We start from the raw sequence: 24,744 nt of genomic DNA, 5'->3' as shown, positions 1-24,744 counted from the left end.
TTAACAAAAAATGTAAGAACTTTTAGATATAAAGTGAAATTTTACCGATTAAAAACATGTTTTTCAATTATACTAGTAAAATTTATTCCTACTTTTTGGTGTTACTATTAAATCTATATCAAATTATATTACCAATAGATTTATAGTTTTATAGAATGATTAGCATTCAATTTTAAATAACCTTGTTTCCCCAACTATATAATACTAACCGATTATCTATGTATAGCATTACTACTAGCAGATGGTAATTCTCTCAAAAAACTCTTCAATGAATTAAAATCTATTTTGAATATAGTGTAAAAGTATCTCATAATTATTTGATTTTTAATTTGTTATGCAAATATAAATCGCAAACTCAAATCAATAAAAAAAATTAACACCTAGAATTCAATATTTTAGACGTACAACTTATTTTACACGACATAACAACAAAAAACCATTTAAAACAACTATTTTAAAAGGAATTAACCTACAACCAAAAGAGTAAAACTAGGGGCTAATCCCCCTAATGTCGATTAGTTATTTTTATTTCTATCTCATCTTTACGTGGACAGGTTAATATTTTTAATTATTTACACCACCATAAACAACTTAAAAACAATTAAATAAATAACTATTAAGATTTTGAAGAGAAAACAAATGTAAACACACATATTGAACATTACATTTACATAAAATGTAGTTCATAAAACTTTTTATAAAAAACAAAAGATTACAAATTGTTGTAATCTTTTACTTATAAATTAATACGGGATGTTGAACTTAAAATTATCTACGCATTGCATAACGGGAAGCACTCGGAAGATCTCTCACAAAATCAATAAACATTCTAAAATCAAGCCCAAAAATAGAGTATAAGTTTTTCATAAAAATCTGTTTTTAAATTACTTACATAAAATTAAAAACATCTTTCTATAAAATCAAAAAAAAAGATAACTATCATTTAACAATTAGTTAAACACTTGTTTATATACGTTAAAAAACGTAAATCAAGGGAGGCTAAAAAATAAAAAAGAAAGTTTTATCTTACAAAATTACATTTCAATAGAAGGGAAAAATCCTACAAAACTACGGTCTAACCATAATCATTAACATACAAAAGAGCACAGACCATCGAAAAACGTCAAAAACCATAAAAAACCTATGTTTTTATATGACCTAATTAAGGAATATTCAAGTACTTATGAGTTTGTAAAGACACCTTCCATTTAGGGTTTTTCATCACATATTCTACAATTAGAGGAATTACCTTGTCCCTAACACTCCATTCCGGCTGTAAATACAATACGCAATCATCCGAAACCTGAGAAGCTTGCTCTTCAGCAAAATCAAAATCACTGTTATTATAAACAATACATTTTAATTCATGAGCTTCACTATATATTTCTTTAGTAGGAAGTTTTACTTTTTTAGGAGAAAGACATATCCAATCCCAATTACCTGTAAGAGGATACGCTCCAGAAGTTTCTATATGGGTTTTAGCACCTTTACTCTTTAAGCCTTTCGTAAGTTCAGACATATCCCAAGTAAGAGGTTCTCCGCCCGTTACTACAATTACATTGCTATATTTTATAGCATTATCTACAATTACAGCAGTAGAAGTTGGTGGATGAAGAGCAGCGTTCCAGCTTTCTTTAACGTCGCACCAATGACATCCAACATCACATCCTCCAATTCTAACAAAATAAGCAGCAGTACCTTTATGATACCCTTCTCCTTGTATGGTATAAAATTCTTCCATAAGAGGAAGCATCTTTCCCTCATTCACCAATGTCTCTGTACTTTCTTGCATAAGGATGCAAAGGTAGATAATGAATTAGTAATCCTAAAGTAAGTTTAGGAATTCTTTCATCCGTATTAAGTATTTCTTTTACTTAGTTTTAGCTGCAACACATTCTATCTCAATCTTTGCTCCCACCGCTAATCCTTTGGCAGCAAACGTAGTTCTTGCTGGTTTATTAGGGAAATACGTTTTATAAACCTTATTAAATGCTGTAAAATCGTTAATATCAGAGAGAATAACTGTACACTTTACTACATCATTCATATTCATATTATGATGTTCTAATACCGCTTTTATATTTTCTAAGGTTTGTTTAGTTTCAGCTTCTATACCGCCGTCTACCAATTTACGTGTTGTATGATTCATCCCTACTTGTCCAGAAAGGAAATACAAATTACCTACTTGAACAGCATCAGAAAATGGAGCATTCACTTTTTTAGGCTCATGTGTGTCATGAAATATAATTTCTGTGTTAGAATTATTTTTTTGATTACAACTATAAAAAATTGAAATTAAAATCGTGAATAAATATATCTTCTTCATTATGTTGAATTATGTGTTTCATCAATAAAAATAAACTATAATTTTCTACACTGACTCTTATTGATTTAAAAATTATAAATTTACCTAAAACAAAATCACAATCATTTCGATAGAATAGACAAGATTGCTATTTTTATCAAAATTTACATTAACTATGAGTAGTAATCAAGAATTCCTTGACCATATAAATAAAGGATATACTACCAAAGGCGATTTCATCACCTTAGGAGCCGCAATGCATAATGGAGAAACTGTGACAGATGCACACGTTAAAATTCCTCTAAAGACATTAAATAGACATGGGTTAATTGCTGGAGCAACAGGAACTGGTAAAACGAAAACATTACAAGTCTTAGCAGAAAACTTGAGCGAACAAGGAATACCTGTGCTTCTTATGGATATCAAAGGAGATCTTAGTGGTTTAGCAGCTGCAAGTCCAGGTCACGCTAAAATTGATGAAAGACATGAAAAAATTGGAATTCCGTTTGAAGCAAAGAATTTTCCAGTAGAAATTCTTTCTTTATCAGAACAAGATGGAGTACGCCTTAAAGCAACTGTAAGCGAATTCGGGCCAGTACTATTTTCAAGAATTTTAGATGTAACAGAAACACAAGCAGGTATCATTTCAATAATTTTTAAATATTGTGATGACAACAAATTGCCATTATTAGATTTAAAAGATTTAAAAAAGGTTTTACAATTTGCGACTCGAGAAGGAAAAGAAGAGCTAGAAAAAGATTATGGAAGAATATCTACTGCATCTACTGGCTCCATATTACGTAAAATTGTTGCTTTAGAACAACAAGGAGCTGATATCTTTTTTGGAGAAAGATCATTTGATGTACAAGATTTATGTAGAGTAGATGACGATGGAAGAGGTTTTATAAATATCTTACGATTAACCGACATACAGGATAGACCAAAACTATTTTCTACATTTATGTTAAGTCTTCTAGCTGAAGTATACAGTACCTTTCCTGAGCAAGGAGATAGCGGAAGACCAGAGTTGATTATTTTTCTTGATGAAGCTCATTTAATATTTAAGCAAGCTTCTAATGCATTAATGGATCAGATCGAAAGTATTGTAAAATTAATAAGATCAAAAGGAGTTGGACTATATTTTGTTACCCAAAACCCTACGGATGTACCAGATGGAGTATTGGGGCAACTGGGGCTAAAAGTGCAGCATGCCCTAAGAGCATTTACCGCTAAAGATCGTAAAGCAATTAAACTTACTGCCGAGAATTATCCTATATCAGAATATTATGACACAAAAGAAGTACTAACAGCTTTAGGAATTGGAGAAGCATTGGTATCAGCTCTTGACGAGAAAGGTCGCCCTACTCCTCTTGCTGCGACGATGTTAAGAGCTCCTATGAGTAGAATGGATATACTATCCAAAAGTGAATTAGATGATTTATTAAAAAAGTCCACGCTTTCTGACAAATACAATGAAGATATAGATCGAGAAAGTGCTTATGAAATTCTTAATGAAAAAATAGAAAAAGCTGAAGCAGAAGAAGCTAAAGCAACAGCAAAAAAAGAAAGAGAGAAACTAAATAAAAGTTCTTCTCGTTCTAAAAGTAGAAAATCTAGTACTACGGAAAAAGCTGTGATTAAAGTTTTAACCAGTGCTACTTTTATAAGAGGAGCATTAGGTGTACTAAATAAATTATTGCGCTAAACTAAACACAAAATCAATCATTGTTTAACCTTGGGAATAATTAACAACCTATTATGATTAAAAAAATCAGCAGTATTTTACTTGTTTGTATAAGTTTACTGAGTTGTCAAAATGACAAAAAACAAGATCCATTCGAAATCTCTTATAACAGAATTGGTCATTTAACTAACACAATCAAAGTGAGTCAATTAGACTCAATCTATGCAAATGATTCTATAGTAAAAATATCCAAAAATGACAATATTATGGATGTTGCAAACACTATTGAAATTTATGAAAAAGGAGGAGCTAAATTATTATTATTGGAACCTAGAGAAGAAAACAATCCTGAATCCTCTATTGAAAGTATACAAGTAATTGATCCAAGATATAAGACTATATCGGGACTATCGGCAAATGGTGTTTTCAAAGATATCAAGGATAACTATTCTATCACTAAGATTACTAATACACTTAGTGCAGCGGTTATATTTGTAGATAGTATCCAAGCATCGATAACTATTGATAAGAAAGAATTATCGAGTGAGTTAAAATTTAATACTGACAAAAAAATTGAAGCTTCTCAAATTCCTGATTCGGCTACAATTAAACACTTTATTATTAATTGGGAGAATAATTAAAATCTGTTATTAGATATTTATGAGTAAAAAATATCAAATTCAAAAATCACCTTTTGTGGTACCAACTACAGATGGAAAATTAATTGAAGAACATTTTGGCAAAGCCACAGATGGGAATTCTCAGGTTAGTATAGCGCATATGGTAGCTCCTCCAGGTTGGAGCGAACCATTTCAAACACCGGAATTTGATGAATACACTTATATTATTCGAGGAAAGAAAAGATTTATTATTGATGATGAAGAAATCACCTTAGAATCTGGACAATCTATTAAGATTAAAAAAAACACCAGAGTACAATATTCTAACCCATTTGAATCAGCATGTGAATATATAGCGATTTGTCTTCCTGCTTTTTCTATAGATTCGGTACATCGAGAAGAATTATGAAAGAAACATTAAAAAAGTACATCCCAATTTTTATTGGCAAACGACTTTTATTGCTCTTCTTTTTTAATAAAAAAAAGGCTTTGCGCAAAGCCTATATCTTATTTAGCACACCGCTTAAAGGAAAGATACTTGCAGATCAAGAATATTTTCTAGAGGAAGCCGAAGATGAAATCATTTCAGTAAAAGATAGGTTTTTACAAACCTATAGATGGCCCAATATGGGAGAAACTGTTTTGATGGTACACGGATGGGATAGTAATAGTCATAGATGGAAAACACTTATCGAAAAACTACATCAACAAAATTATAATGTTATAGCATTTGACGCTCCAGCTCATGGTAACTCTTCTGGTAAAACACTCAGTGTTCCGTTCTATGCAGAATGCCTTCAAAAAATGATAGAATTATACCGACCTAATTACGTTATTGGACATTCTGTTGGCGGTATGACAACTGTGTTTCATCAATTTAAATATCCAAACCTTGAAATAGAAAAACTAATTGTTCTTGCACCTCCTACAGAATTATCTGTAATTATGGAAGGCTATCAAAAAACGCTCAAATTATCTGATAAGTTTATGAAAGCCTTAAGTCATTATTTCAAGGAAAAATTTGGTTTTCATTTCGAAGAATTTTCCATAGCTGAATTTGCAAAGAACTTAACTCACCCAGGCTTACTCATACATGACAAATACGATGAAATTGCCCCGTATACGGGAACTGAAAAAATAAGTAAAAACTGGACTAATGCAAAATTCATTACTACAGAAAACTTTGGGCATTCCTTATTCTTTGATGAAGTGGATGATATGATCATTCATTTTTTGAAAGATTAAATTTTATGAGCACCTTTGCACCGTGGAAAATTCTAAGCTTACAAGACTCAATAAATTCCTTAGTGAAGTTGGTTACTGTTCTCGTCGTGAAGCAGATAAACTAATTGATCAAGGTCGCGTAACCCTAAATAATAAAATTCCAGAAATGGGCACCAAAGTGGCTCCTGGAGACGAAGTAAGGGTCGATGGTGAATTGATAAATAAGCCTAAAGAAAAACACGTATACCTTGCTTTTCATAAACCTGTTGGAATTGTTTGTACAACTGCACAAAACGAAAAAGACAATATTATTGATTATATCAACTATCCAAAACGTATTTTTCCAATCGGCCGACTAGACAAGCCCAGTGAAGGATTAATTCTATTAACCAGTGATGGTGATATCGTAAATAAAATTCTAAGAGCAAGAAACAACCACGAAAAAGAATACATCGTTACGGTAAATAAATTAATTAGCCCACAATTCATTAAAAGAATGGGTAATGGAATTCCTATTCTAGATACTATTACTCGTAAATGTGAGGTAGAACAGATAAATAAATATGATTTTAGAATAGTTCTTACACAAGGCTTAAATAGACAGATACGAAGAATGTGTGAGTATCTTGGATATGAAGTAACAAAACTAAAGCGAATTCGTATTATGAACATTAGTTTAGATACTCCAATAGGCCAATGGCGCTACTTAACAGAAAAAGAACTACAAATTATTAATAAAGATGTAGGAGATTCTAGTAAAACTGAAGAAGCATCTGTAGTCGAAGAAAACAAACCAGTAAGAAGACAAAACAACAATAAACATTTCTCTTCCAAAAATAAAGGTGGGGCAAGTAAAGAAAAACGAAATAGTGCTGCCTCTAAAAAAAGAAAAAGAAGTGATAGAAAACGTTAAAGCATCTATTTTCAAACTCTTAAAATAATCCCTTTCAATCAACGTAAATAACTTATGGAATCATTATCTCCCTTTCATCTTGCAATCCCAGTAGATAATTTAGAAGTTGCGCGCGATTTTTACAACAAAACACTTAATTTAAAAGAAGGGCGAAGCAGTGAACACTGGGTAGATTTTAATTTTTTTGGGCATCAACTGGTTATTCATTACAAACCAAAATCAGAATTAAATAATCATCACAATACCGTAGATGGTAAAGAAGTTCCTGTGCCGCATTTCGGAATAATTTTAGAATGGGATACTTGGCAAAGTTTTGCACAAATGTTATCTGATAAAAAAATAGATTTTGTTATTGAGCCCTATATTAGGTTTCAGGGAGAAGTAGGAGAACAAGCAACCATGTTTTTTTATGATCCTTGCGGAAATGCACTAGAATTCAAGTCTTTTAAAGACCCATCTCAGATTTTCGCGAAATAACATACACCGAATTTCAAAAGAACCGCGTCTTCATTTCAATAAACAATCGTTAAAAACATACTTTTTTTACTTAAAAAAGTAAAATGTTAAACTTTTACTGCAAATTCTTATTATATTCTGCCCCAATTAGAATACAACAAAAAGAAAATGGATTTTATACAGCCCTTAAAATATGGTGTACCTTTATTTCTAGTACTTATTGTAGTAGAATTAACGTATAGCAAAAATCACGACGAACATAAAAACCTTTATAATTGGAAAGATTTATCTGCCAGTTTCACAATGGGACTTGGATCAGCATTTTTAGGTCCTTTTCTTAAAACGGTTTTTTCGGTTGTTTTGTTTACGTATATGTACAATGTATTTAATCCCGAAGTTGATGGTGTACGAACCAATATCATGGGTTGGGAATCTTTTAGCTATGCTTGGTATGTATGGCTATTATGTCAATTAGCTGATGATTTTACATATTACTGGTTTCACAGACAAAATCATATGATAAGAGCTTTATGGGCTGCTCACATAGTTCACCACTCGTCAGATAACTTTAATCTTGGAACAGCAGTTCGTAATGGATGGTTTACTCTTTTATACAAACCACTATTTTACATGTGGATGCCGATTGTAGGATTTCCTCCAGAAATGGTAATTGTTTGTTTGGGAATAGAAGCTTTATGGCAATTCCAACTACACTCCGTTTTCATTCCTAAAATGGGTTTTATAGAAAAAATATTTAACACCCATACAATGCATCAAGTGCATCATGCCAAAAATGTAGAGTATATGGATAAAAACCATGGAGGATTTTTAAATATTTTTGACAAGATATTTGGAACTTGGAAAGAACTTGATGACGAAATTGAAGTACAATATGGAGTTACTCACGCGCCTAATTCTTACAATCCTTGGGTTATTTTAACGCATGAGTATAAAGACATTTGGAACGACACCAAAAAATCTAAAAATTGGTATCATAAGTTCATGTATATTTTTGGTCCTCCTGGATGGAGTCACGATGGAAGTACATTAACCGTAAAACAAATGCAGAAAGAGCTAGAGTTAAAGAAACGTATGAGCACAGGATCATAATTCTTTTATAACCTTGTTATATTTGTCATTATGAACTATCAGGAAATCATAAATACTCAAAAAACTTTTTTTGACACCAATACTACTAAAGATTTATCTTTTAGAGTAAAGGAATTAAAACATCTAAAAAGTGTTTTACAAAAAAATGAAGATCTCTTATACAATGCTATTTATAACGATTTTAAAAAATCAAAATACGAAACTTACACCACAGAACTAGCGATCATTTATCACGAAATTGATCTTGCAATAGTTAATATAAAAAAATGGTCTAAAAGAAAAAAAGTAGGCACTGGATTAGCAAATCTTCCTGGTAAAAGTTACGTCATACCTGAACCTTTAGGAACTGTTTTAGTAATGGGTGCATGGAATTATCCTTTTCAATTATCCTTAGTTCCTGCTATAGCGGCTATCGCTGCGGGATGTACAGTTATTCTTAAGCCTAGTGAAATTCCATCACATTCTTCGTCGATAATGGCTAAAATTATCAATCAAAATTTTAATGAATCATTCTTTAGAGTTATAGAAGGAGGTGTACAAGAAACTACTGAATTATTAAAATTTAAATTTGATAAAATATTTTTTACTGGAAGCATACCGGTGGGCAAAATAGTTTATCAAGCTGCTGCAAAACATTTAACGCCAGTTACCTTAGAACTTGGAGGAAAAAGTCCCGCTATTATCACCAAAGACGTCAATATAGATATGACAGCAAAACGTTTAGTATGGGCTAAATTTCTGAACACTGGTCAAACCTGTATTGCTCCTGATTATATAATGGTAGAATCTACGATACACGATAAGCTTTTATCTGCTATAAAAAAACATATTGAAAAAGCAGATTATAAAGTAGAAAACCAAAATTACACTCAGATAATAAATCAAAAAAACTTCGAGAGATTACAAGCTCTTATCGAAAATGATAAAATATACCTAGGAGGTCAATGCGATGCAGAAAATAGAATTATAGCACCAACCATCCTTACTGAAGTTTCTTTTGCAGATAAAGTAATGCAAGAAGAAATTTTTGGTCCTATACTGCCGGTTTTATCTTTTGACTCTATAGAAAAAGCTATCTCGGATATAAAAACATTATCAAAACCCTTATCCTGCTATATTTTTACAAAAAATAAATCAGTCAAAAACAAAATTCTTAACGAAATTTCTTTTGGTGGAGGAGCGATAAATGATGCTGTTATGCATTTTATGGAACAAAACCTACCTTTTGGTGGTGTTGGTGATAGCGGTATTGGTAATTATCACGGTAAAGCAGGGTTTGTAGCATTTTCTCATTACAAAAGTATTTTACAAAAATCCTTTTTGATTGAGTTAAATCTAAAATATTCTCCCTATACTAGCTCGAAGTTAAAATGGTTGAAAAGACTTATCGGATAACACGACCTTTATTTAATTATCTCATACATATTTAGACCAGCAATTATTCGCTTTTCCACCTCATCACTATCCCAAGTGTTTTCAATATCTTCTATTTGCATGATTTCATCCATAATAGCAGCTTGTTGATCTCCTATTTTCAGTGCTTCTGCATAAGGTCTATGTGTAAAGGTTACTCTCGTATATAGAGGAATCCATTTATCAGGATGTTTTTCAGAAAAATGCTTTTCTATCTTCTTTCTCAAAAGAAAGTTAGCGTCTGCAGTTTTACTACTCATTTCCATAAAATTACGATATGAGAGTTCTGCAATTGCATCAGTACTTGGTTTTCTTGTTTCTTGATATTTCTCAAAAATTTCTTGCCAATCACCACTTCTATCTAATTCAATAATATCATCTAGCACGGAAATATCTTCGAAACCAGCATTTATTCCTTGACCGTAAAACGGCACAATTGCATGAGCAGAATCTCCTACCAACGCTACTTTATCCCAATAGCTCCAAGGATAACATTTCATGGTAACTAATGCACTGGTCGGATTATTCTTAAAATCCTTGAGTAAAGTAGGCATTAAGTCTATAGTATCTGGAAAATTTCGTTCCCAAAATTCTTCTACATCATTCTCATTAGTCAAACTTTCAAAAGAATTTTCACCTTCGTGAGGCATAAATAATGTACAAGTAAAACTTCCATCTAAATTTGGTAATGCAATCAACATAAACTTACCTCTTGGCCAAATATGAAGTGAATTCTTATCTAATTTATGAGTACCATCTTCATTAGCAGGAATACCCAGTTCCTTATATCCAGCATCAAGAAAATCCTGAGAATAATCAAATCTACTTCTCCTTTGCATTTTATGACGCACTCTAGAAAAAGCTCCATCACAACCAAAAATCATATCATACTGATACTCCTTCCACTCACCTTTTTCAGTTTCTCCTGTATATATCTTTGCCTCTGGCAAATTGACATCCCAGACTTTTTCATTAAACCTAAATACAACTCCGGATTCTTCGGCTAGACTAATCATTTTTCGATTCAATACTCCTCTAGAAATAGAATATATAGCTTCTCCTTCTTTTCCATAATATTGATGATATTCTGGTTGACCATTAACGTGCATCGCTCTTTTGTCCATCGGAATAGCTAGCTTCCTAATCTCTTCTCCAATCCCAACTTTATCTAATGCTTTCCAACCTCGAACAGACATCGCAAGATTGATGGAACGACCGCTAAATTCTACTTTTCGAATATCTGGTCTTCTATCGAATACTGTAACCTGATGATTACGTTTCTTTAAATAAATTGCTAACAGTGAACCTGCTAAGCCACTTCCTACGATAGCGATATTTTTTGCTTGCATACTTTTTTAGTAATTCTAGTTTGCCAAAGTATGAAAAGGAACTACATCATTAAGATCCGAGTCCTAATGTCCTTGACAAACTAGCTCCATAAATCCTGAAGCTTATGCAAACATTAAAACCTTCAACAAATGTAAAAAAATTATCAAAGAATTGTTACTTAAAAGCTTTAATCGCAAATAGTAATGGAAATAATTTATCCGAACTCTCAAACATGCCATTTTTATTCTTTATCAAATCCGGAAAAACATTATAAGGAGATTCATCATATTCTCTCAAATATTCTATTGTTAATCCTGCTTCAGATAAGGATGAAATTACTTCGCCCAGCCCATGATTCCAACCATACTCTTTACTTATCATCTTAGAATTATTATCCGCATACGTACCTTCATACTCTTCATAGATAGCTTCTTTTTGATGATATCCATATTTTATTCTTGGTGTTTCTTCTAGATAGTCAAACATCCAAACTATAGGGTGAAACTCTACCATATAAAAAGTACCTCCTAATTTTAGACGTTCTGCTATCATTCTGCCCCAAGGTTTTAAATCCGGTAACCATCCTATAACACCATAACTTGTATAAACAATATCAAACTGTTTCTTTATATAATTAGAAGTATCTAGGACATTACAGCAAACAAAATCAGCATCTAATTTTAATTCACTATTTAATTGTTTTGCTAATTCTATACCTTTTTCTGAAAGATCAACTCCAGTGCACTTAGCTCCTTTCCTACTCCAACTTAATGTATCCTGACCAAAATGACATTGTAAATGCAATAATGATTTTTCGGAAACATCTCCTAAAGCTTCTAATTCATATTTCTTTAAAGAACTCTCTCCTTTTTTAAAAGATTCTAAATCATAAAAATCACTAGATGCATGAACTTCAACTTTTTTATCCCAAGTACTTTTATTTATTTCAAAATACTTTTGCAAATCATTAGACATACCCTTACTATTTAATAATTCCTAAATATAATAAATCTCATTACTACCATTTCTAAACCTAAACTCTTCTTTAAAGAAAATTCAAAGAGACACTTATCTATTAAATGTGATATAAACTTTATAAAAACCTTAAGAGTTGTTCCATCAAAAGGTATTGGAAAGAGGTATTTTATTACCTAAATTTAAACTAATGAAACTTAGTCTAGAAAATCTTCAACAAGTTCAAGAGTTTACCCAAGTTCCAGATAATCAATTACAGTGGTTAATCGATAAATCTTATGTCCAATTTTTAGATAAGGGCTCTTTCTTATTTCAGAGAGGAGATCCAATAGATAAATTATTTATTGTATTAGAGGGGAAAATTGAAATCAAAGTTCAACAAAACGGTAACTATAAACATGTAGCACTATTAAACATAAATCAAATTGGTGGTTTGCTTCCTTTTTCTAGAGCAAGTTCTGCTCTTGGTTTTGGAGAAGTGATTGAAAAAAGTCAGGTCTTAATACTTGAAAAATCTTTTTTTAAAGAAATGATCTCTAATCATTATGAGCTTACAGAATCCTTAGTGCATAAAATGACATCAAGAGTTAGAGAATTTACCAAAGACAATGTCCAAGCAGAAAAAATGATGTCTTTAGGCAAGCTATCCGCAGGATTGGCACACGAGCTTAATAACCCGGCATCTGCAATGGAAAGAAGTGCTAAAGCGCTTAAGGAACATCTTGGTAATGTTCCTGAGAAATTTAAGAGAGTAGTTTCAATCAGAATGGAAGAACAAGAAATTGATAGCATTAACAAAGTGCTTTTTGATAAGTTGCAAAATCGTCCAGAAAATAATATGAAACTAATAGAGCGCAATGAAAAGGAGGATGAATTAGAAGAATGGCTAGAAGATCACGGAGTAGATAACGCATATGAATTGACGGAGACTTTATTAGATTTTTGCATGGATGTAGAAGCTATGGAGGGTATTTATAAAACTACAGGTCAAAAAAACTTTTCTAATGCGATTGAATGGATAGAAAATGTATTAACCACAGAAAAAATGGTCGACGAAATTGATGAAGCTTCTAATAGAATTTCTAGTTTGGTGCATTCTATTAAAAGCTATACACATATGGATCGTGCACCTGAAAAAATAGCTACAAATATTCATATAGGAATTAAAAGTACGCTGGTTATGCTTAATCATAAGCTTAAAAAGAAAAATATATCCTTAGAAAAAGATTTTAACGATGATCTTCCTAAAATCAAAATTTTTGTGAGTGAGATAAATCAAGTATGGACCAATTTAATTGATAATGCTATTGATGCAATGGATCACTCTGGAATATTAAAAATTAAGACGTATAAAGAACAAGATTTCTTAAAAACTGAAATTATTGATAACGGAAAAGGAATTACCGAAGAAAATCTCACAAACATCTTTGACCCATTTTTTACCACAAAAGCTATTGGAGAAGGAACAGGTATGGGATTAGAAGTGGTACAAAGAATTATTAATCAACACCAAGGTGATATTACAGTAAAATCTAAAAAAGGAGAAACAATCTTTACTGTTTGCTTACCTATTACCTAATTACACTTATGAAAAAAATAACAGATATAAAAGGAACATTCAGATTACATAATGGAATTGAAATGCCTTACTTTGGTCTCGGTGTATATTTATCCGACAATGATAAAGAAGTAATTGACGCAGTACAATGGGCATTAGAAGAAGGGTATCGCCATATAGATACAGCAAGTATTTATAAAAATGAAGAAGGAGTTGGAACAGCAATACTTAATAGCAGTGTTCCTAGAGATGAAATTTTTGTAGTAAGTAAGGTATGGAATGCTGATCAAGGCTATGAATCTACTCTTAAAGCATTTGAAAAAAGTTTACAACGACTGCAATTAAACTACTTGGATTTATATCTTATTCACTGGCCTGTAGAAGGAAAATATATCGAAACCTGGAAAGCATTAGAAAAATTATATAAAGACGGAGTCATAAAAGCCATTGGAGTAAGTAATTTTTTAGAACATCATCTAGAAAATCTCATGGAAACATCCGAAATTAAACCAATGGTTAATCAAATGGAGTTTCATCCCTATCTTGTTCAACAAGATTTGATTGATTTTTGCAACAAACATCACATACAATACGAAGCCTGGTCACCAATGATGCAAGGAAAAATTTTTGAATTATCTATATTGGACAGTCTTTCTGAAAAATATAATAAGACAGCCGCACAGATTGTTTTGAGATGGAATTTACAAAAGGGAGTAATTACTATCCCTAAATCCTCTAAAAAACACCGAATTATTGACAACGCTAATCTTTTTGATTTTGAACTTTCTAAAGAAGATATCAATTATATTGACTCTTTAGATAAACATCATCGATTAGGACCGGACCCTGATAATTTCAATTTTTAGTCTGCTTTAACTTATAGAAACGATGAAAAAACCTATCATATTTGCACTCGATGACGATCCACAAGTATTACGTGCAGTAACTAGAGATTTAAAATCTGAATATCGCAAAGAATATCGTATTATGAGCACTGAATCTGCCAACGATGCTCTAGAAGCTTTGGCAGATTTAAAGAAAAAAAATGAAGTTATCGCATTATTTCTAGTAGATCAAAGAATGCCAGAAATGCTGGGAGTAGAATTCTTACAACAAGCAAAAAAACTATTTCCTAATGCTAAAAAAGTACTCTTAACTGCATATTCAGATACGGAAGCAGCTATTAAAGCTATTAACGATGTACAATTAGATTATTATCTGACAAAACCTTGGAGTCCACCAGAAGAAAAATTGTTTCCTACTTTAAATGATTTGTTAGATACTTGGTTAGTTAACTTTCAACCAGAATTTGATGGAATAAAAGTGATTGGTTATCAATACTCTCCAAAGTCTCATGATATAAAAGATTTTTTATCGGGAAACCTATTTCCGTTTCAATGGTTAGACGTGGAAACTAGTGATAGGGCTAAGGAAATTATTGAACTTCATGGTCTTACGGCAAAAGATTTTCCAGTAATTTCGCTACAAGACGGAAGTTGCTATAAGAATCCAGATATTATTGAACTTGCTACTGCGCTTGGTTTGAACCCACATCCTAAAGACAATTTATATGATGTAGCAATTATTGGTGCTGGTCCATCTGGTTTAGCCGCTGCGGTTTATGGAGGTTCAGAAGGTTTAAAAACATTATTAATTGAAAAACATGCACCTGGTGGTCAAGCAGGAACTAGCTCTAGAATCGAAAATTACTTAGGGTTTCCTAATGGATTAAGTGGTCAAGAACTAACTCATAGGGCTATTACACAAGCCAAACGATTTGGGATAGAATTTTTATCTCCTCAAGAAGTTACCTCTATAACTGAAAAAGATGGGTACAAAAGTATATCACTAGCTAATGGAGAATGTATTAGCACCAAGAGTGTAGTTATCACTACAGGTGTCAATTATAGAAAACTAGAGGCTGATGGGATAGAGAATTATACAGGAGCTGGTATTTATTATGGTTCATCTATGACAGAAGCTCAAGCTTGTTCTAATAAAGAAGTATATATTGTAGGAGGTGGTAATTCTGCCGGTCAGTCTGCTGTTTACCTCTCTAAATTTGCTAAAAACGTTTACATTACGGTTCGAAAAAAAGATCTTACAAGTAGCATGTCCAGTTATCTTATTGATCAAATTGATGCTATTGATAATATCACATTGCTAGGCCATACAAATGTCACAAAAGCATTGGGAGAAAATGACAGACTTACTTCTTTAGAAATAAGCAATAGTACTAATGGGGAATCCAAAATTGTCGATGCAGATGCTTTGTTTATTTTTATCGGTGCTAAACCCTATACAGATTGGATTGAATTAGACATAATTAAAAACGAAAGAGGTTTTATTGAAACTGGTCGTGACCTAAGTCGATATGATGACTTTAAAAAGGTTTGGAAAAAAGATCGAGAACCCTTCTTATTAGAAACTTGTAGTCCTGGTATTTTTGCCTCGGGTGATGTCCGAGCTGGCGCTATGAATAGAGTAGCATCTGCTGTAGGAGAAGGTGCTATGGCAATAAAATTTGTTCACGAATATTTAGCTGAGATGTAATATGGGATTTAAAACAAAAATTTGTGACCATTTAAAAAGTTTTGACCTACAAAATATCAAAAAAAATGATACTTATGAATGCGCTATTTGTGTACAGAATGGGGATAACTGGGTACACCTAAGAACCTGTCAGGAATGTGGTATTACTTTATGTTGTGATTCCTCTCCTAATAAACATGCTAGTGAACATTTTAAAAAACATGAACACCCAGTAATAATTTCTGCCGAGCCTAATGAAAATTGGGCTTGGTGTTATGAACACAAATCTTTTATTCAATTCTAAAATTTATAAACCAATTCAGGTATATTTATTTCATCGACATTGCAAAAATACATTCAAAATAATTAGATTTTCTATAACATATTTTATCCTAGGTAATTACTAAATTTGTATAAAATTACAATCAGTTTCTAAATTATTGTTTTTTTTATTATCAATCTAATTTATAGATAGTTGCTTTTTTTAAAAACACTGATTTGTAATTTTACAAAATCAATTACGACTAATTCCATATATATTTAAAAGTTCTTTTATTTCTTTTTAATTTATTCAATATAACAAATGGTAATATTGACAATAATTAAGGAAAAAATTACCTTTTAATCTATATGTTTTTGCCCCAACTTTGTAGTATATTAAATACGGAATTTATTTCGTGTAAAAAACATTTCATTATGAAGACTTTACGCAATCACATATCAATAGTTATAACATTATTTTTCTTCGCTATATCTTTTTCAGGTCACACACAAGAAAAAACATATAAAACTCAATTAGAAACAGTATACCTTAAAAATACTAAAGAAGTAGTTTATAAAAACACTTTTAGCAATTACAACGAAAATTTAATTGCTCTCAATGAAATTAAATTTAAAAAAGAAATAAAAAATTCTAAGGGAGAAAACACCTCTTTATCTTTTTCTTCTAATAAAAACAATGTAGAGTTAATCACTTCTTCTTATCTGAAAATCATACGAAAAGCAGCTAATAGAAGTAAGAGTCCCGAAGCATTTCAGGCTTTCTTGATGAACAATTTACCTCAATTATCCAATCAATTTGCTAATGATAACAACCTTGAGGAATTGTATTTTATTTCTAGAAAGAATACCTTTAATGGAAGAATAGACGCATTACCCAGTGTTCTATAGTAACTAACACAAACTCTAACATATTAAAATGAAAAATGCCTTACCCCTGGTATTAAGAATAATTGTTGCTATTATTCTTATACAAACCCTTAGATTTAAGTTTACTGGACATCCTGATAGTATTTATATTTTCTCTAAAGTTGGCCTAGAGCCATATGGAAGAATAGCTACAGGGATTGTAGAACTTATTGCAGGAGTTTTATTATTAATCCCCAAAACAGTTTGGATAGGTGCTACAATAACCCTTGGAGTTATCGGCGGTGCCATTTTTATGCATATTACAAAACTTGGAGTTGAAATTAATAATGATGGAGGTGTTCTTTTTATCACTGCATTACTAACTTTTGTTCTAAGTGGCATTATTCTATGGATGAAACGAAAAGAAGTAAAGTTTTTTTAGAATAAAACATATCATATTATACTTTCTATAAACCTCCTTAATTGGAGGTTTTTTTATTTCGGGAAAAATTGACAAGTAGTAGGGAAAAACAACCATTCTAAAACCTTCATTAGAGCCTCATCTTTGTACTGTTAATTTAAAACACTATAAAAATGATAACTAATAATAAATCCATATTCAATTTAATAGAGATTTTCCGTCAGGGAAAAAGAAAAATTGTAAACACTCTAAATGCCAAAGCGCACTGTGATCAAAGAAGTCACCACGATTTTTATTGTGATGTAGAAAGACCTTTTATAAGCACTCGAAAATAAGCTAAGGGAAAAATTGACAAGTAGTCGGGAAAAACGGCCATTCTAAAGTCCTTAATCCCATCGCATCTTTGTCCTGTCAAATTAAAAGACAATTAAAATTAAATATAAACTCATTCTGAAAAATAAATTCAGGATACTAAAAACATAAAATCATGGCAACATTTAATGTACCTACAAGAGAAGAAGTAAATGCAACAAATCAAGGGATTTTTGACAATCTTAACAGCGCATTAGGTTTTGTACCTAACTTATATGCAACTTATGCACACAGTGAAACTGCATTAGAAAATTACTTAACTCTATCTAACGCAAAAACATCTTTAAAAGCTAAAGAAAAAGAAGTTGTTAATCTTGCAGTTAGTCAAGTAAACAATTGTATTTATTGTTTATCAGCACATACAGCAATTGGAAAAATGAATGGATTTACTGATGAGCAAATATTAGAGTTAAGAGCAGGGCACGCATCTTTTGACAGTAAATTAGATGCATTGGCAAAACTTGCTAAGAATATTACAGAAAATAGAGGACGTACAGATCAGGATGTAGTAGATAATTTCTTTGCTGCAGGATATGACAAAGGAAATCTAGTAGATACCATTGTATTAGTAGGAGACAAAACTATTTCGAACTATATCCATAGTACTACTCAAGTCCCTGTTGATTTTCCTGTAGCACAACCACTAGAAACTACTACAGTATAAATCACTCAACCACCAATAAATACATTCAAGAGTTCTGAGGAGAAATAACACTATAAAACATGTTTCTCCTCAGAAAAATTAAAAATAATTTTCAACAATAATCATAAATATTAAAAATCATGAAAAAGTTAATCACATTATTTACATTTATTTTCGCAATTACATTAAGTACATCTGCTCAAGAAGTTAAAACGGTTTCTTTAGAACAAACAAAAGGAGAATTTACTCAGAAACAAGTAACATTATCAGAAGGTAGTTACGTTTTCAATATATCTAACAACAATTCTGGAACTGATGTTGGATTCGTATTAGTCCCTGCTGGTAAAGATGCTTCAGATCCTAAAAATCATATTCAATCAGCGTATGTAACTAAGGTTGTAGCTGAAGGGAAAACTGAAAGTTCTAAAACTGTAACATTAAAAAAAGGAGAATATAACTATTTCTGCCCTTTAAATAAGACACCACAATACAAGTTGATTGTAAAGTAATTGTACATACAAGAACAAATAAAAAAAGCTTCCATAACAGGGAGCTTTTTTTATTAATACCTAAAACGATGTTAATTCAATTCATCACGAATTTTGTTTTTTTATTTTAGCGAAAAACTCAGTCAAGATGAAAAATGTAATTAGCGTATTCCTACTTTCTATGTTAGTAATTGCTTGCAAGCAAGAAACTAAAAAAGAATATCAATACGAAGAGGATGTTGAATTAAAGGAAACCGAAACAGTTCTGCATAAAATACCAACTACGGCTGAAGCGATTGCCAATGCGAATGGCTTTAAAAACTGGGAAAAAGTTAAAGAAATAAAATTCACCTTTAACGTTGATAGAGATAGTAGTCATTATGAACGTTCTTGGAATTGGAAACCAAAAAAAGATGAGGTTACAATGATTACTTCCAAAGATACAATTACCTATAACAGAACTAAAATAGATAGTACTACATTAAAAGCTGATCAAAGCTTTATTAATGATAAGTATTGGTTACTAGCTCCGTTTAACTTAGTATGGGATGAAAATAGTTTCTCATCAGCACATGAACTAAAAGCGATTGCTCCTATAAGTTCTAAAGAAATGCAAAAACTTACCATTATTTATAAAAATGAAGGTGGGTATACTCCAGGAGATGCATACGATTTTTATTTTGAAGGTGATTTTAAAGTAAAAGAATGGGCATTTCGTGAAAAGAACAAAAAAGAAGCTTCCTTAATAACATCATGGGAAGATTATGATGATTTTAATGGAATCAAAATTTCAAAAACTCGCAATCGGAACGAAGGTAGTTGGAAACTTCATTTTACTGGCATAAAAGTAATTACAGAATAATACTAGAAGAATATATTATTTAATAGCTCTTTTTGAAATAAAAAATGTAACAATTAATGCAATTAATGTTGCTATCAACAAGGCCGTAAAACTAAGCTTTAGGCTTTCTATTTTGGACAAAAAACCAAGAAATGGAGGACTTATCAAAAAACCGAGATAACCAAATCCTGCAACGAAAGAAATTCCTTTCGCAGAAGAAACGCCTTTGGTCTTACCAGCTAACCTAAATAACTCAGGAATAATCACAGAGAAACCTAAGCCGATTAATCCAAAACCAGTTATTGTTAGAACCAATGAAATACTTAATACAGCTAAAAAACCAAGCGCACTGATCAAAGATCCTCCTATAATTATTGCAAAAGACCCAAAATGTTTACTCACAGCATCACCAAAAAAACGACCTAGGGTCATCATTAAAGAAAAAGCAACAAAACCAAATCCAGAAATCTTCTCCGAAGATATTTTTACCACATCCTGCATATAGAGTTTACTCCAATGCTCTATTGCTCCTTCGCTACCCATAATTAAAAATGCAATAATTGTAAGTCCTAATAAAGGTTTGATAAGTTCTAAATCCAACCGTTTATTAGAAGATTCTTCTTTTTCTCCCTTTATGGTTATATATTGTTTACATACTAAAAAGTTGGTTAAAATCACAAATATTGCGGCATACAACATATGTAATAATGGAACCTCAAAATAAGTAATCAAAAAACCACCAATACCTGCTCCAATAACACCTCCTAAACTAAAAAAACCATGAGAAGCAGACATAATATGTACATCATCTTCCTGTTCTATTTCAGATACCAATGCATTCATTGCAATATCGGTTAAGCAAGCAAATAACCCTACAACGAATAACACAACACACAATACCAAATAACTTGGAGCAACAATTGGCATTAAAAAAAGTAGAGAAAAAATTGAAATCCCAATAATTGTGGTCTTTCCTACACCAAATTTTCCAATAATAAAAGATGATAAAGGTATCATTGCCAGCGTACCTAAAGCGAAACAAAAAAGTGCTATTCCCAGTTGCGCATCATCAATTAGCAACTTAGCTCTAATTTTAGGTATATACAACACCCAAGTACCTGTCATTATATTAAGCGAAGCAAAAACCCAAGCAGGCCCAAAATATCGTAATTTAGTAAGAATAAGATATAAAGAATTCAATTCGTGTAGTTTAAACAATTAATATCATATCAAAATTAACTACAAAAATAAATCTAAGGTAAAACAAAGTATTCTAACAATAAGTCAATTTATTCTATAAATAGTAATTATCTGTTTAATTATGATAATTTTGTTATATGAAGCCATCCTATGAGCAAATTTATCTGGAACAATCCAAGTCTTTAAAAATAGAAAGTTATACTAAGGATTCACTTTGTCACGAAATAAACTGGCATTTACATCCTGAATACGAAATTGTTTTTATTAAAAATGGAAGTGGTATTATTCAGGTAGAATCCCATCTTGAAAACTATCAAGATGGATTACTCATTTTTCTTAGCCCCAATATGCCACATATGCCTTTTGGTAATAAGGATTTTAGAGACAATGTAGAGGTAGTAATTCAATTTAATGAAGATTTTATTGAAGAAAAATTACATCATTTTCCGGAGTTTTCGATAATTTTAGATTTCATAAAGAAATCTCCTAAAGGTTGCATCTTTTCTCAGAAAATTAAAGATGAATTATCTGCGTCTTTTTTAAGACTTTCTAATCAAAACAATATCGAAAAGCTATTAAACTTTATTAATATTCTATATCGACTTTCTATTTCTAAGAATTATAGATCAATTATAAAAACAAATCATCTAGAAATTGACAAAACTTCTTTACCCAGAATATCAAAAGTTTTTGAATATGTAAATAAAAACTACGCTAAAAAAATCAAATCAGAAACTTTGGCTAAAGAATTAGGGTTGACTACAAATTCATTTTGCAGAATTTTTAAATCCTCTACAGGAAAGAATTTTATTAGTTTTTTAAATGAATTTAGAATTAAGAAAGCGCAAGAACTTTTCTATAATAGCAACAATATGTCTATCTCAGAAGTGTTATACCAATGTGGGTTTAATGATCCTTCTTATTTCTGCAAACTCTTTAAAAAACAAACCGGCCTTTCACCTTCCGCATATATTAAGGCATTAAAATAAGGGACTCAATTTATACTTTTTGCAATACCCCTTTCTTAAGAATTTGACCAAACTCGTACATATCCTCATAAGAACAATAAAAAGGTGCTGGAGCTAGTCTAATTACATTTGGTTCTCTCCAATCTGTAATTACTCCATTTTTCATTAAATAATCAAACAACTTTCTTCCTTCTCCATGAAGAAATACAGAGAGTTGTGTCCCTCTTTCTTCTTGACTCGAAGGAGTTATTATTTCGAAAGTACTTTCTACTTCTAAATCAATTGATTTCAACACAAATTCTAAATAAGCAACAATGAGATTTCGCTTTTCAATAAGTGCTTCCATCCCAACTTTTTCAAATAATTCTAGTGAAGCCAAATACGGCGCTAATGATAAAATTGGTGCGTTACTCAATTGCCAAGCATCTGCATTAGGCATGGGTTCGAACTCTGGTTCCATCAAAAATCTAGACTCTTTTTTAGTTCCCCACCAACCTTCGAACCGTGGAATATCTTTTCTGTCATGAAATCGTTCATGTACAAAGCAGCCAGAAGCATTTCCTGGACCACTATTCATATACTTATAACTGCACCAAGATGCAAAATCCACATCCCAGTCATGTAATTTTAATTCAATATTACCCGCGCCATGTGCAAGATCCCACCCAACAAAAGCTCCGATATCATGACCTGCTTTAGTAATAGTTTTCATATCAAAAACCTGACCTGTATAATAATTAACACCACCGATTAAAATCAAAGCACACTCCTCTCCTACTGATTTAATAGTAGATAAAATATCTTCTATCCTAAAATTATGTTCTCCAGGACGTTTCTTAATTTCTACAATAGCATCCTTTGGATCATATCCATGAAATCTAACCTGACTATGTAACATATATTGATCACTAGGAAATGCCTTTTCCTCGCATATAATCTTATATCGTTTCTCTTGAGGTCGGTAAAATGAAACCATTAGTAAATGAAGATTTACTGTTAAGGTATTCATAACTGTAATCTCAGAGGGATTAGCTCCAACTATTCTACTTAGGGGTTTGGCTAAACGTTCGTGATAGTCCCACCAAGGCATATCTGCATAAAAATGTCCTTCAACAGCAAGTTCTGCCCAGTCTTTCATTACTTCATCGACATACTTCTTTGTGTTTTTAGGTTGAAGTCCTAAAGAATTTCCTGTAAAATATATGACCTCTTTCCCATTAACTTTAGGAAAAAGAAATTGATCTCTATAAGAGCTTAAAGGATCTTGTTGATCTAACTTTTGAGCAAATTCTTTACTGTTTTCAAATTGCATTTTTGAATTTTGATTCAAAAATACAGATTAGAAATGAGATTATATAATGTTTTAAAATGCTGTTAAAAATATTGGGGAAATTACCGCGTATAATTACTTTCATAGCTCAAAACAAATTCGTCGTAAAAATTGTATAAAAAAAGACATAAATCCCGAGTATCTTTAAATGTTCGAACATACAATATCTCTTTAACTCATATTTTAATGAAAGAATTAAAAAATTAGACGGTGTACAAGAAATTGGTAAGAAAGTTCAGGAAAATGTAAACGGTGGGCATTGCACTCCTTGCGGTCCTGGATAATGTGGACAGATTATTTTCCCCAGGCTAGATTGATTTTTCGCACCTTATTAATCTACAGGCAACAGAATTTTATATTGTTAGAAATATAGAATAAGTATTGCAGCGGTTTATTCAAAAACTACTGCATTTTTTTCAAAAGAACTTTTGCTTCAGCAAAATTATAATTCCCCTAATCTAAAAGAATATTTATAAAATTATACTCTTTAAATATTTAGTTCCCAAAATTACTAGCTTTGCAAAAAAAATAACACCCTATGCACTTCATACCAGAAGCATTAGATACTTATGTAGTAAATCATACAGAAAAAGAACCTGAGTTATTGGAGCAATTAACTCGTGAGACCTACCAAAAAATATTACAACCTCGTATGCTAAGTGGACCATACCAAGGTCGTGTATTAAGTATCCTCTCTAAACTAATTAATCCGAAAAATATTTTAGAAATTGGCACTTATACTGGCTATTCGGCTTTATGTATTGCCGAAGGAATGCGAAAAGATGGAGAACTCCATACCATAGATATTAATGAAGAATTGGAAGATTTCCAACGAAAGTATTTTGACCTTTCACCTTATGGTAATCAAATACATCAACACATAGGTAATGCTACTGAGATTATTCCAAATCTAGCTATGAAATTTGATTTGGTTTTTATCGATGCAGACAAACCAAACTATCCTACTTATTTTGATTTAATTATTGATAAAATGAATCCTGGAGGTGTTATTTTATCAGATAATGTTCTATGGAGTGGTAAAGTTATTGAGGATATAAAAAAAGATGATCTTTCTACAAAAGCTCTGTTAGCATATAATAAAATGTTAGTAGATGATAATCGTATCGAAACCGTATTATTACCTATTAGAGATGGATTAACAATTAGTAGAGTATTATAAAAAAAGTGGAATCTATAAAGACCCCACTTTTCAGATGTATTAGTAACTACAATT

25 protein-coding genes are annotated in these 24,744 nt (G+C 31.4%); 19 read left to right on the top strand and 6 right to left on the bottom strand.

All coding sequences use genetic code 11. The features are described from left to right. Positions 1 to 1,162 precede the first annotated feature (1,162 nt). Both D1815_RS22205 and D1815_RS22200 read right to left on the bottom strand, forming a co-directional pair. On the bottom strand, positions 1,163 to 1,792 hold the full coding sequence (locus D1815_RS22205) for a 7-carboxy-7-deazaguanine synthase QueE (protein WP_118389512.1): 630 nt from the start codon (positions 1,790 to 1,792) through the stop codon (positions 1,163 to 1,165). A gap of 78 nt (positions 1,793 to 1,870) precedes the next feature. Beyond that, positions 1,871 to 2,326, bottom strand: a complete 456-nt coding sequence (locus D1815_RS22200) for a RidA family protein (RefSeq protein WP_118389510.1) — start codon at positions 2,324 to 2,326, stop codon at positions 1,871 to 1,873. 154 nt (positions 2,327 to 2,480) lie between these two features. Here D1815_RS22200 and D1815_RS22195 point away from each other — a divergent pair, with 154 nt between their 5' ends. The 8 genes from D1815_RS22195 (at position 2,481) to D1815_RS22160 (ending at position 9,707) form a co-directional block, all read left to right on the top strand. Continuing rightward, entirely contained in the window at positions 2,481 to 4,010 is a 1,530-nt protein-coding gene (locus tag D1815_RS22195; protein ID WP_118389508.1) for a helicase HerA-like domain-containing protein, read from the top strand. Positions 4,011 to 4,063: 53 nt separating this feature from the next. Then, on the top strand, positions 4,064 to 4,630 hold the full coding sequence (locus tag D1815_RS22190) for a hypothetical protein (protein ID WP_118389506.1): 567 nt from the start codon (positions 4,064 to 4,066) through the stop codon (positions 4,628 to 4,630). A 19-nt stretch (positions 4,631 to 4,649) separates the two neighbouring features. Then, a complete protein-coding gene (locus D1815_RS22185) occupies positions 4,650 to 5,018 on the top strand; it encodes a cupin domain-containing protein (protein ID WP_027393718.1) in 369 nt (122 codons plus the stop codon). Beyond that, the gene (locus D1815_RS22180) at positions 5,015 to 5,854 is read left to right on the top strand and encodes an alpha/beta hydrolase (protein WP_027393717.1); all 840 of its coding nucleotides are present in this window, start codon (positions 5,015 to 5,017) and stop codon (positions 5,852 to 5,854) included. Before D1815_RS22185 ends, D1815_RS22180 begins: the two co-directional genes overlap by 4 nt. A 22-nt stretch (positions 5,855 to 5,876) precedes the next feature. Next, on the top strand, positions 5,877 to 6,746 hold the full coding sequence (rluF, locus tag D1815_RS22175; protein WP_118389504.1) for a 23S rRNA pseudouridine(2604) synthase RluF: 870 nt from the start codon (positions 5,877 to 5,879) through the stop codon (positions 6,744 to 6,746). 54 nt (positions 6,747 to 6,800) lie between these two features. Further along, the gene (locus tag D1815_RS22170; protein WP_118389502.1) at positions 6,801 to 7,223 is read left to right on the top strand and encodes a VOC family protein; all 423 of its coding nucleotides are present in this window, start codon (positions 6,801 to 6,803) and stop codon (positions 7,221 to 7,223) included. 147 nt (positions 7,224 to 7,370) lie between these two features. Continuing rightward, positions 7,371 to 8,312 (top strand): sterol desaturase family protein, encoded by a 942-nt coding sequence (locus D1815_RS22165; RefSeq protein WP_027393715.1) that lies wholly within the window; start codon positions 7,371 to 7,373, stop codon positions 8,310 to 8,312. A 30-nt stretch (positions 8,313 to 8,342) separates the two neighbouring features. Further along, entirely contained in the window at positions 8,343 to 9,707 is a 1,365-nt protein-coding gene (locus tag D1815_RS22160) for an aldehyde dehydrogenase (protein WP_118389500.1), read from the top strand. Between the two features lie 8 nt (positions 9,708 to 9,715). Here D1815_RS22160 and D1815_RS22155 read toward each other — a convergent pair whose 3' ends face one another. Both D1815_RS22155 and D1815_RS22150 read right to left on the bottom strand, forming a co-directional pair. After that, on the bottom strand, positions 9,716 to 11,074 hold the full coding sequence (locus D1815_RS22155) for an NAD(P)/FAD-dependent oxidoreductase (RefSeq protein WP_118389498.1): 1,359 nt from the start codon (positions 11,072 to 11,074) through the stop codon (positions 9,716 to 9,718). A gap of 154 nt (positions 11,075 to 11,228) precedes the next feature. Then, complete coding sequence (locus D1815_RS22150) at positions 11,229 to 12,029, bottom strand: bifunctional 2-polyprenyl-6-hydroxyphenol methylase/3-demethylubiquinol 3-O-methyltransferase UbiG (protein WP_118389496.1); 801 nt, start codon at positions 12,027 to 12,029, stop codon at positions 11,229 to 11,231. 190 nt (positions 12,030 to 12,219) lie between these two features. Here D1815_RS22150 and D1815_RS22145 point away from each other — a divergent pair, with 190 nt between their 5' ends. The 9 genes from D1815_RS22145 (at position 12,220) to D1815_RS22105 (ending at position 20,033) form a co-directional block, all read left to right on the top strand. Continuing rightward, the gene (locus D1815_RS22145; RefSeq protein ID WP_118390093.1) at positions 12,220 to 13,608 is read left to right on the top strand and encodes an ATP-binding protein; all 1,389 of its coding nucleotides are present in this window, start codon (positions 12,220 to 12,222) and stop codon (positions 13,606 to 13,608) included. Between the two features lie 8 nt (positions 13,609 to 13,616). Further along, positions 13,617 to 14,453, top strand: a complete 837-nt coding sequence (locus D1815_RS22140; protein WP_118390091.1) for an aldo/keto reductase — start codon at positions 13,617 to 13,619, stop codon at positions 14,451 to 14,453. Positions 14,454 to 14,475: 22 nt separating this feature from the next. After that, positions 14,476 to 16,140: a response regulator gene (locus tag D1815_RS22135; RefSeq protein WP_027393709.1), complete on the top strand. Its 1,665-nt coding sequence runs from the start codon at positions 14,476 to 14,478 to the stop codon at positions 16,138 to 16,140. Between the two features lies 1 nt (position 16,141). Further along, positions 16,142 to 16,423, top strand: coding sequence for a UBP-type zinc finger domain-containing protein (locus D1815_RS22130; protein WP_118389493.1), 282 nt, complete (start codon positions 16,142 to 16,144; stop codon positions 16,421 to 16,423). A gap of 392 nt (positions 16,424 to 16,815) precedes the next feature. After that, complete coding sequence (locus D1815_RS22125; RefSeq protein WP_118389491.1) at positions 16,816 to 17,289, top strand: hypothetical protein; 474 nt, start codon at positions 16,816 to 16,818, stop codon at positions 17,287 to 17,289. A 28-nt stretch (positions 17,290 to 17,317) separates the two neighbouring features. Beyond that, positions 17,318 to 17,689 (top strand): DoxX family membrane protein, encoded by a 372-nt coding sequence (locus D1815_RS22120; protein ID WP_118389489.1) that lies wholly within the window; start codon positions 17,318 to 17,320, stop codon positions 17,687 to 17,689. Positions 17,690 to 18,155: 466 nt separating this feature from the next. Further along, positions 18,156 to 18,704 (top strand): carboxymuconolactone decarboxylase family protein, encoded by a 549-nt coding sequence (locus tag D1815_RS22115; RefSeq protein WP_027393705.1) that lies wholly within the window; start codon positions 18,156 to 18,158, stop codon positions 18,702 to 18,704. A gap of 119 nt (positions 18,705 to 18,823) precedes the next feature. Beyond that, positions 18,824 to 19,192, top strand: coding sequence for a cupredoxin domain-containing protein (locus tag D1815_RS22110; protein ID WP_027393704.1), 369 nt, complete (start codon positions 18,824 to 18,826; stop codon positions 19,190 to 19,192). Positions 19,193 to 19,319: 127 nt separating this feature from the next. Next, a complete protein-coding gene (locus tag D1815_RS22105; protein ID WP_118389487.1) occupies positions 19,320 to 20,033 on the top strand; it encodes a hypothetical protein in 714 nt (237 codons plus the stop codon). A 15-nt stretch (positions 20,034 to 20,048) separates the two neighbouring features. Here D1815_RS22105 and D1815_RS22100 read toward each other — a convergent pair whose 3' ends face one another. Beyond that, positions 20,049 to 21,212: an MFS transporter gene (locus D1815_RS22100; RefSeq protein WP_027393702.1), complete on the bottom strand. Its 1,164-nt coding sequence runs from the start codon at positions 21,210 to 21,212 to the stop codon at positions 20,049 to 20,051. 137 nt (positions 21,213 to 21,349) lie between these two features. Between D1815_RS22100 and D1815_RS22095 the strand changes: the two genes are divergently transcribed. Next, positions 21,350 to 22,201, top strand: coding sequence for an AraC family transcriptional regulator (locus D1815_RS22095; protein WP_118389485.1), 852 nt, complete (start codon positions 21,350 to 21,352; stop codon positions 22,199 to 22,201). Between the two features lie 10 nt (positions 22,202 to 22,211). Here D1815_RS22095 and kynU read toward each other — a convergent pair whose 3' ends face one another. Next, positions 22,212 to 23,492 carry a kynureninase gene (gene kynU / locus D1815_RS22090; protein ID WP_118389483.1) on the bottom strand — a complete coding sequence of 427 codons (1,281 nt, stop codon included), beginning with the start codon at positions 23,490 to 23,492 and terminating at the stop codon, positions 22,212 to 22,214. Between the two features lie 556 nt (positions 23,493 to 24,048). On the opposite strand from kynU, the gene D1815_RS22085 reads away from it, so the two are divergent. Beyond that, entirely contained in the window at positions 24,049 to 24,690 is a 642-nt protein-coding gene (locus D1815_RS22085; protein WP_027393699.1) for an O-methyltransferase, read from the top strand. Positions 24,691 to 24,744: the final 54 nt, after the last annotated feature.

Source organism: Aquimarina sp. AD1, from assembly GCF_003443695.1.
Classification (GTDB): Bacteria; Bacteroidota; Bacteroidia; order Flavobacteriales; family Flavobacteriaceae; genus Aquimarina; species Aquimarina latercula.
This window is presented reverse-complemented; position numbering and strand designations above follow the sequence as displayed.